Source organism: Streptomyces flavofungini (assembly GCF_041028215.1).
Lineage (GTDB): Bacteria > Actinomycetota > Actinomycetes > Streptomycetales > Streptomycetaceae > Streptomyces > Streptomyces flavofungini_B.
The window spans coordinates 1-8,989 of sequence record NZ_JASKYR010000318.1 but is presented as its reverse complement, the minus strand read 5'-3'; the positions used below and the strand labels follow the sequence as shown (position 1 = coordinate 8,989).

At 70.9% G+C, this 8,989-nt stretch carries 7 protein-coding genes and 1 pseudogene; 4 read left to right on the top strand and 4 right to left on the bottom strand.

The genetic code is table 11. The annotated features are described in order from the left end of the window. Window positions 1-86 precede the first annotated feature (86 nt). From AB8Z36_RS21825 to AB8Z36_RS21815, 3 genes are all read right to left on the bottom strand, one after another. Window positions 87-1,367, bottom strand: a complete 1,281-nt coding sequence (locus AB8Z36_RS21825) for an ABC transporter transmembrane domain-containing protein (RefSeq protein ID WP_369215046.1) — start codon at window positions 1,365-1,367, stop codon at window positions 87-89. A 49-nt stretch (window positions 1,368-1,416) separates the two neighbouring features. Further along, on the bottom strand, window positions 1,417-3,108 hold the full coding sequence (locus AB8Z36_RS21820; protein WP_369215045.1) for an ABC transporter transmembrane domain-containing protein: 1,692 nt from the start codon (window positions 3,106-3,108) through the stop codon (window positions 1,417-1,419). Between the two features lie 160 nt (window positions 3,109-3,268). Then, window positions 3,269-4,027 (bottom strand): thioesterase II family protein, encoded by a 759-nt coding sequence (locus tag AB8Z36_RS21815; RefSeq protein WP_369215044.1) that lies wholly within the window; start codon window positions 4,025-4,027, stop codon window positions 3,269-3,271. Between the two features lie 711 nt (window positions 4,028-4,738). On the opposite strand from AB8Z36_RS21815, the gene AB8Z36_RS21810 reads away from it, so the two are divergent. From AB8Z36_RS21810 to AB8Z36_RS21795, 4 genes are all read left to right on the top strand, one after another. After that, window positions 4,739-5,533: an SDR family NAD(P)-dependent oxidoreductase gene (locus AB8Z36_RS21810; protein ID WP_369215043.1), complete on the top strand. Its 795-nt coding sequence runs from the start codon at window positions 4,739-4,741 to the stop codon at window positions 5,531-5,533. A 79-nt stretch (window positions 5,534-5,612) separates the two neighbouring features. Beyond that, window positions 5,613-6,080, top strand: a complete 468-nt coding sequence (locus AB8Z36_RS21805) for a GNAT family N-acetyltransferase (protein WP_369215042.1) — start codon at window positions 5,613-5,615, stop codon at window positions 6,078-6,080. Window positions 6,081-6,100: 20 nt separating this feature from the next. Next, the gene (locus AB8Z36_RS21800) at window positions 6,101-7,804 is read left to right on the top strand and encodes a carbamoyltransferase N-terminal domain-containing protein (protein ID WP_369215041.1); all 1,704 of its coding nucleotides are present in this window, start codon (window positions 6,101-6,103) and stop codon (window positions 7,802-7,804) included. Further along, window positions 7,801-8,433: an amino acid kinase family protein gene (locus tag AB8Z36_RS21795; protein WP_369215040.1), complete on the top strand. Its 633-nt coding sequence runs from the start codon at window positions 7,801-7,803 to the stop codon at window positions 8,431-8,433. The genes AB8Z36_RS21800 and AB8Z36_RS21795 overlap by 4 nt, the downstream gene beginning before the upstream one ends. A gap of 5 nt (window positions 8,434-8,438) precedes the next feature. On the opposite strand, the pseudogene AB8Z36_RS21790 reads toward AB8Z36_RS21795, so the two are convergent. Next, a pseudogene (locus AB8Z36_RS21790) lies at window positions 8,439-8,989 on the bottom strand (MFS transporter); the annotation flags it as partial.

Below are 8,989 nucleotides of genomic sequence, written 5' to 3'. Positions count from 1 at the left end.
GCATAGGCCCCGCCCGCGGAGACCAGCTCCTCGTGCGGACCCTGTTCGGTGATGCGGCCTTCCTCATCACGACCACACGGTCCGCGTCATGGGCGGTGTGCAGCCGGTGGGCGATGGAGATGACGGTGCGGCCACGCAGCACACCCGCGAGCCCTGGTCACSSRGRMGCCGCCCAGCGTGACCGTGCCGGTGCGCGGCTCGTGGATGCCCGTCAGGATGCGGCCGAGGGTCGACTTACCGGCGCCCGAGGGTCCGACGATGGCGACACGCTCGCCCGCGCCGGTGCTCAGCCGTACGTCCTCGATCACGTCGTGGCCCTCGCGGTAGGCGAAGCTGATGCCCTCCGCGGCGAGCCGGTCTCCCTCGGGCCTGCGGTCCGGAACGTCCTTGGGGGCGGGCCCCGCCCCGACGCCGATCAGCCGGGCCAGCGAGGCGTCGCCGACCTGCAACTCGTCCAGCCAGCCGAGGAGCTCGTCCAGCGGGTCGATGACGGCACGGGTGTAGAGGGTCGCCGCGGTCACCTCGCCGAGACTCACCCAGCCCTCGATGTAGAACAGGCCGCCGAACAGCAGCGTGGCGGCCACCGGCAGGATGTAGCCGAAGTCCATCAGCGGGAACCAGACGCTGCGCAGGAACAGCGTGCGGCGCTCCGCCCCGTTGGCCCGTACGACGTCCTCGTCGGTGCGGCGGACCCGGGCGCCGGAGCGGCGCAGCGACTCCACGGTGCGGGCGCCGGTCACCGTCTCGTTGAGCCCCTGGGTGAGGTCGGAGTAGGCGGCCGCCTCGGCGAGGTACGCCTCCCTGGCGCGGGCCAGGTACCAGCGGGTCGAGAAAAGGATGAGCGGCACGGCGACGAGGCACGGCAGCACCATGACCGGGCTCGTCACGATCAGGGCGACCAGCGTCAGCGCCACCGAGAGGCTCGCCACCAGGATGGACGGCGCACCCATGCGCACCGCACGCGAGAGCGAGTCCACGTCACGGGTGCTGCGGGTCAGCAGGTCACCGGTGCCCGCCTTCTCCACGGTGTGCAGGGGCAGCGAGAGGACCCGCCGGACGAATCCCTCGCGGATGTCGGCGAGGACCAGCTCACCGAGCTTGGCGCCCTCCAGACGGGCGGTGCGCGTGAACACGCCCTGGACGAGGAGGAGTCCGGCGATGGCCAGGACGGTGACGTCGACGCGGGTGGTGGTGATGCCCTTCTCGACCTGCTCGACCAGGTTTCCGAGGAGGGCGGGCACGACCAGGCCGCAGGCGGTCGCGAGGACGAACCAGAGGACGGTGCGGGTCAGCAGCCCGGTATGGCTGCGCACGAGCCCGCGTACGTGACGGCGGACCGTCTTCGCGTCGGCTACCGGAAGACTCACTGTGCACTCCTCTGAGGGCGGCTTTCCGAAGGGCGGGGGACGGTGCTGGTCACGTCTCCTCCCGCAGGACGACGGAGGTGTACCGGGACGTGCCGGAGACGAGCTCACGGTGCGTGCCGGTCACGACGACCTTGCCGTCCTCCACATAGGCGACCTCATCGGCCTGGTCCAGCAGGAGCGGGCTGTTGCTGACGACCACCGTCGTCAGTTCCGACCTCGACTTGTGCAGCCGCTCGGCGATGACCGACTCGGTGTGCGCGTCCACGGCGCTCGTCGGGTCGACCAGGACGAGTACCTGCGGCCGCGCGGCCAGGGCGCGCGCGAGGCGCAGCCGCTGCTGCTGGCCGCCCGAGAAGGAGGAGCCGCCCTCGGACACCACGGTGTCCAGGCCCTCCGGCAGCGCCTCGATGATGTCCTCGGCGTTGGCGTCGTGCAGGGCCTGCGCCCGGATCTGTTCCGTCCGGCCGCCCAGGTCGTCGGCCAGCACTCCGGAGAAGAGGGCGTCGTTGTTGCGGGCCACGAGGACGAGGTCGCGCACCTGTTCCAGCGGGAGCGACTCCAGGGGGACGCCGCCGACGGTCACCTCGCCCTCGGCGTACCGGCCGAGCCGCTCGGCGATCTCCGCGCCCTCCTCGGGGGTGGCGGCGGCGATCGCCGTGAGCAGACCGGGCCTGACCCGCAGCCCGGAGGTCGCGTCGTACAGGTCGGGCGCCTCGGAGAGGCCGGTCCGCGCGGTGTCGGAGGTGGGGTCGGGCTCAAGGGCCAGCACCCGTACGACCCGCTGCGCGGCCACATCGGCGCCGACGAGGGACTGCACCGCCGAGGTCGCCGTGCGCATCGGCAGCATGAGGAAGGCGGCGTACCCGTAGGCGGCGACGAGGTCACCGGCCGAGAGGTCGCCGCCGACGGCGAGGCGGGCCCCGATCCAGACGACCGCCACCACGAAGATGCCGGGCAGCAGCACCTCCGCGGCGGGCAGCACCGATTCGACCTTCGCCACGTGGACGCCGGCGTGCCGCACCCGCTGGGAGTCCTTGCGGTAGCGCTCGCCGAAGGCGGCCTCGCCGCCGATGCCGCGCAGGACCCGCAGACCGGACACGATGTCCCCGGCCCGGGACGTCAGGTCGCCCTGGAGATCACGGTAGGTGCCGATGCGCTTGTGCAGGGGGCTCAGCAGCGGGCCGGTGCCCGCGAGCAGGACGGGGACGCCGATGAGCACGAGCAGGCCGAGGGTGACGGAGGTGGAGAGCAGCACCACGGCGACGAGGACGACGGTGACCGCGCTGCCGATGCCGCGGGCGACGGCGCCGGGCAGGGCTCCGATGCGGGTGATGTCCGCCGTGCCGATGGCGACCACCTCGCCCGCGGAGACCTTCTTGGGCAGGGTGGCGCCCAGGCGCACGGAGTGGGCGGCCACGAGGCGGAACGTCAGGTAGTTCGCCTTGAGCCGGCCGATGGTGTCACAGCGGTGGCGCAGCACGCTGCCGACGGTGGTGACCAGGGCGAGCCCGATGATGACACCGGTCCAGGCGAGCAGCCGGTCGGTGTCCTTGTCGGAGACGGCGTCGATGGCCCGGCCGATGGCGAACGGCGTCAGGCCCATGCTGGCCATCCACAGGCAGCCCCAGAACACCCCGAGGTACAGCGTGGTCGACTGCCTGCCGATCAGCCAACGGAGATAGCTCCTGGGTGAGCGGAGATCTGGATCTCCCAGCTCGGGCAGCGGATTGTTGCTTGGCAATGCGGTTTCCTTCGGGATTGTCCCGCCCCCGGCGAGCGGCCGGGGCGGTCAGAGGGACTGAGGGTTCCTGCGGTCGGGCGGCGTGCGGTCGAGCGGTCGGGCGGCGTGCGGTCGGGCGGTCGCGACGTGCGGGTCGGGAGGCGCGGGGAGCGCCTCCGCTTCAACTGCGGTTCGCCAGTTGGTCCGTGGCGAACCTCTTCAGTTCGGAGGTGACGAGATCGGGAGCTGCGAGGTGGTAGAAGTGGTCGCCCGGAAAGGTCCGCACGGTACTGGGCCCCGTGGACCACGCGTCCCACTTGCGGATGTGCCCGTCCGTCACGCCCGCGTCGTCCCGCCCCCGCCACGCGGTGAGCGGGCAGCGCAGGAGGGGGTCCGTCTCCGGCGGGCTGTAGGAGTCACAGAGGGCGGCGTCGCCGCGCAGGGGCCGGACCACCGCGGCGGCCAGTCTGCTGTTGGCCGCGACGGCCGCGGGCACGGCGCCGTCGGCGACGAGTCCGGCGACGATCTGCTCGTCGGTCAGCTCGGGCGTGTCGGACGGTTCGCCCTGGTCGTCCGGCGCCCGGCAGGCCGAGGCGACGAACCCCAGGGGCCACCGCCCGTGTTCGAGGCCGAGGACCCGGGCCAGCTCGTACCCCACGAGGGCGCCCATGCTGTGGCCGAAAACGAGATAGGGCAGATCCAGCCGCCTCGCGAGCTCGGGGACCAGCTCGTCGAGCACCTGTGCCATGCCGGTCGCGGGTTCCTCACGCCACCGGTTCTCGCGGCCGGGGAGCTGTACGGCGAGGAGCGCCGTGCCGGGACCGAGCAGCTCCTGCCAGGTACGGAACTGAAACGCGCCGGAACCCGCGTGGGGCAGGCACACCAGTACTGCCGTCGCGGTGCGCGGGGGGTCCCACTCCACCAGAGGTCCGGGGCTCACCGTCATGGGAGCGGGCCTCAGGCCCGCACGCGCGCGGCTCGCGGGGGCATGGGTCCGCTGGGCCGCCGTCGGTGCGGCAGGGGCCGGCCTACGACGGACACGTGAATGTGACGCTTCTGAATGGCAGACACACTGTTTCCCTTGTCGGTCGAGGTGACGTTCAGCGAGCGGGAACGGTCCGTGCTCGGCGGCCGGACATGACATCAACGGCGGACGCGGTATCGGGAGTCGACGCGGTATCGGGAGTCGTGGAGACGGTCGGCGGGCCTGCCGCACGGATGCGAGCGTGAATCGAAAATACGCGTGTCCCCCTGCTCATCGCCAACATTCTTATCACGGAATGGAGTTGTGTCGGCAAGAGGCAATTACTCGCCCTGCCGCGGTGATCCGCGTCCAAGTCGAACAGGAGGATGTTGCCCTTCATGGCCACCACTTCAAGCCCCGCGCGCTGTGCTGTACGTCACATGGTTGCACTGTGTCGTCACATGATTCACTCTGGCCAGGAAGTCCAGGGTCAGAGGTCAAGTCGACCTGGAGCCTTGCCGACGGGGGATGTTCGACGTAAGGAGGAGTACCTCTGGTCGGCCAGCGCGCACGGAGACCCCAATGCCGCTGAAGAGGCGTCCAGAACCCTGCTCCCGACCGGGGTGCGGGGTGAGCGCGTGAAGTCTTCGTGGCGATACAGCGCGACGGGGCCGAGGGGATGTGTGCATGGCGCAGGACGAACGTGGCGTAGCCGTGATATCGGGTGCATCGTCGGGATTTGGCGAGAGAATTGCCCAAGTATTGTCCGAGCAAGGCTACTTGGTGGTGGCGCTTGCCCGCCGAGCGGACCGGCTGAAGGTTCTCGCGGAGCAGGACCCCACGGGGTCGATCCTCCCGGTGGTCGCCGACGTGCGGGACCGCGAGGGCCTGGCACGCGCGCTCGACGAGCTGCCTCCGCCCTTCCGTGACATCTCGGTGCTGGTCAACAACGCCGGTCTCTCCCGGGGCTTCGGGCCCCTTCAGTCGGGCAGCGACGACGCCTGGCGCGAAATGATCGACACGAACATCACCGGTCTGCTGAACGTCAGCGGCCTGGTGCTGCCCCGGCTCATCGCCCGCGGTGCCGGGCACGTGGTGAACATCGGTTCGATCGCGGCCACCTACCCCTATATGGGCGGCAATGTCTACGGCGCCACCAAGGCGTTCGTGCACCAGCTCTCGCTGAACATGCGCGTCGACCTGGAGGGCACGGGCGTCCGGGTGAGCTGCGTGGCGCCGGGGATGGCGAGGACCGAGTTCGCCAAGGTCCGTTTCGACGGCGACGAGGAGCGCGCCGACGCGCTCTACGCGGGGCTCGAACCGCTCTCCGCCGACGACGTGGCGGAGACGGTCGCCTGGTGCCTGGCGCGACCGCCCCACGTCAACATCAACATGATCGAACTGATGCCGTCCGAGCAGCACTTCGGGCTGGGCTTCGCCGGAAGCCCGCCCGCGTCGCCGGGCGCCGCGGATGACGCGTGAGACCGCCGTGCGGGCCGCCGCCTCCCGGAGTGTGAGAGCGGACGACGGACTCGTCGCGAGAGCCGCTCGCCCCGAGGACATGGAGCAGATATCCGTCCTGTCCGCGCCCTTTGTCGCGGAAGGACTGCTCGTCGCGCGTCCGCCGGACGAACTGGCGGACAAAGCGCATGAATTCGTTGTCGCCTGTCAAAGTTCTCGTCTTGTCGGCTGCGCGGGTATGGCACCGACCGGAAGCAGTCTGGTCGTATATAACCTCTGCATTGCCGCCGATTGGCAGGGCAGGGGAATCGGCCGCCATTTGGTCGGCCTCGCCGCGAATATCGGCAGGGAGCAGGGGTATCACTCCCTGCTGGCCCTGACCCGCTGCGGCGGGGATTGGTTCGGGAAGCTGGGGTTCTCGAAGGTCAAGGACGGCGAGACCCACGATGAATGGCGCACCCTCTTCCGGCCCGGCCGGAAATCAAGCCTCTATCGGTTGGGACTCGTCTCCGAGCAGTCAAGAGACTCGGGCTTGTCCGCGTGCTTGCTCAAGCAGACCAAGGAGTGACACAGTTGATAATCTGCGGGTTGAAACTCACGCACGACGGTGCCGTCGCCCTGCTCGACGACGACCGCCTGATTTTCAGCGTCGAGATGGAGAAGTTGGGAAATGGTCTGCGCTACAGCACCGTCTCCGACTTCAGCCTGATCCCGGGAATCCTCTCCGACTTCGGCTATAAGCCGGAGGACGTGGACGAGTGGGTTATCGACGGCTGGGACGGCGACGTGTCGGGCACCGTCGCCCTGCTCGACCAGGGAGTACCGACGGAGGTCGTCGTCGGCCCCTACCGGGAGTCGGAGGCATGCCCCGCACTCGACGCCCCCAGCGTCTCGGGCACGTTCCCGATGGACGGCGACACCCACCCCTACACCAGCTACCCGCACGCAGCGGGGCACGTGGCGAGCGCCTATGTCTCCAGCCCCTTCGCCCGGCGCGGCGAGGCCTCGTTCGTCCTGGTCTGGGACGGCGGCCTCTTCCCCCGCCTGTACTGGGCCGACCCGCGCGACGGCGTGGAGAACCTGGGGGAGCTCTTCCCCGTGCTCGGCCACGTCTACGCGATCGCGGGCCACCACTTCGGGCCGTTCCGCAAGACCGTCCAGTCGCCCACGGTCGACGACCTGTCGGTGGCGGGCAAGCTCATGGCCTACATCGCGCTCGGCGAGGTCGACCGGAGCGTGCTCACCGTGCTCCGCGAGGAGTTCCACCGGATCTTCGAGAGCGACGAGCCCGCCGCCGTCGACTACCGCGCCACCGTCGGCGGCTACGGAAGCCTCTTCGAGCGGTCCGTGCCGCCGGTCCACGCGTTCTTCTCCGCCGTGCGGGACCGGGTCTCCGCGGACGGCGTCAGCGACGAGGACGTGCTCGCCAGCGTGCACGCCTTCTTCGAGGAGCTCCTCGTCGAACGGATCACCGCCAAGGTCCGGGCCGCCAAGGGCGAGGGCCCGTGGAACCTGTGCTTCGCAGGCGGCTGCGCGCTGAACATCAAGTGGAACAGCGCCCTGCGCGCGGCACCGGACTTCCGGGACGTGTGGGTCCCGCCGTTCCCCAACGACGCGGGCTCGGCCATCGGCGCCGCCGCACTCGGCAGGGCCCAGCGCGAGGGCCTGACGGCGCTCGACTGGAACCCCCGGCTCGGCCCGGCGCTGCTGCCGTCCCCCGAACTGCCCGACGGATGGTCGGCGTCGGACTGCACCCCCGAGGAACTCGCCGCGATCCTGCACGAGTCCCAGGAGCCCGTGGTCGTCCTGCACGGGCGCGCGGAACTCGGCCCCCGCGCACTCGGCGGCCGCAGCATCCTGGCGGCCCCCGTCGCCGCGTCGATGAAGGACGAGCTGAACCGGGTCAAGGACCGCGAGCCCTACCGGCCGGTCGCGCCCATCTGCCTGGAGGCCGAGGCCCCGCGGATCTTCTCGCCCGGTACACCGGACCCGCACATGCTCTTCGACCACGAGGTACGCCCGGACTGGGTGGACCGCATCCCCGCCGTCATCCACCTCGACGGCACCGCGCGGCTCCAGACGGTCGGCACCGGCGACGACGACCTGCTCTTCACCGTCCTGAGCGCCTACCACCGGCTCAGCGGCGTCCCCGTGCTCTGCAACACCAGCGCCAACCTCAACGGGCACGGCTTCTTCCCCGACGTGGCCTCGGCCGCGCGCTGGGGCAGGGTCTCCCGCATCTGGAGCGACGGGACGCTGTACCGGCGGACCGACGGCCGAGCGGAGGCGTGAGAGCGCGGGCACGATCCGACGCGGCCGGGCGGGACACGGCCGAAGTCCTGATCGCCGCGCTGCCCCGGCTCAGGGAACTGCACGGCACGACCGTGGTCGTGGTGGCGGGCCACCATGTCCTCGCCGACGAGAAGCTGCGGGACGCGTTCTGCGCCGACGTCGGATTCCTGCGGTACAGCGGGGTGCGGACCGTCGTGGTGCACGACGGCGGGCCGCACCTCCCCGCGGGGACGGCGGACGATCCGGTCGCGCTGCGCGGCCATGTCGCGGGACATGTGCAGCGCGGTCTGGTCGGCGCGCTCAACGCACACACCAGACTGGCCGTCGGCATCACGGGGGAGGACGGACGCACCCTCGTCACGGGTGCCGGGGCGAACGTGCTCGTCGACCCCGGGGTGGTCCGCATGTTCCTCGACAGCGGCCGCATCCCGGTGGTGTCGAGCATCGCGTACGGCAAGGACGGCGGTGTCCGGTACCTGGGCGCCACCCGGGCGGCGAAGGCCCTTGCGTCCGCCCTCGACGCCACGCTGGTGCTGCCCGCCGGAGACGCGGTGCCGGAGGCGGTCCTCGTCGACATGTCGGTGCCGCACGCCGTGCTGCGGCACCTGCACCACCTCGACGACGGGTGAGGCCGTCACACGCCCTTGTGCTCCGGGTCCGGGGGCGCCGAGGTGGGCAGGTCGCGCAGACCGCGCAGTGAGGAGCCGAGGAGGAGGACGTTGACGACGACCAGGGAGCCGACCACGAGCCACATCGTGGCGCGGGAGCCGAGCGTGGTGCTCACCGCGCCGCCGATCACCGCGCCGAGCGGAATGGTGCTGTAGTTGAGGACCAGCGTCGTCGCGGTGACGCGGCCGAGCAGGTGGGGTGGGCAGTAGGTCTGCCGGAAGCTGACGATGATGACGTTGCAGGCCACGACCCCGGCCATGAGGACGGTGGACCCGATGACGAACAGGGCGAGGCGCGGTCCGGGGTCGGCGAGCGGGATGAGCAGCCCGAAGGGGGCCGCGGTGAGCTGAATCCGCAGCAGGGCACGGGCCGTGCCGAAGCGGCGCGCGAGCCCCCGCGCGGCGAGGCCTCCCAGCACACCCCCGAGACCGCCGCAGGAGATCAGCACCCCGACGAGCCCCGGCTCGGCCCCCACCGCCCGTACGAGGAAGACGACTTGGACGGCCTGATAGGAGG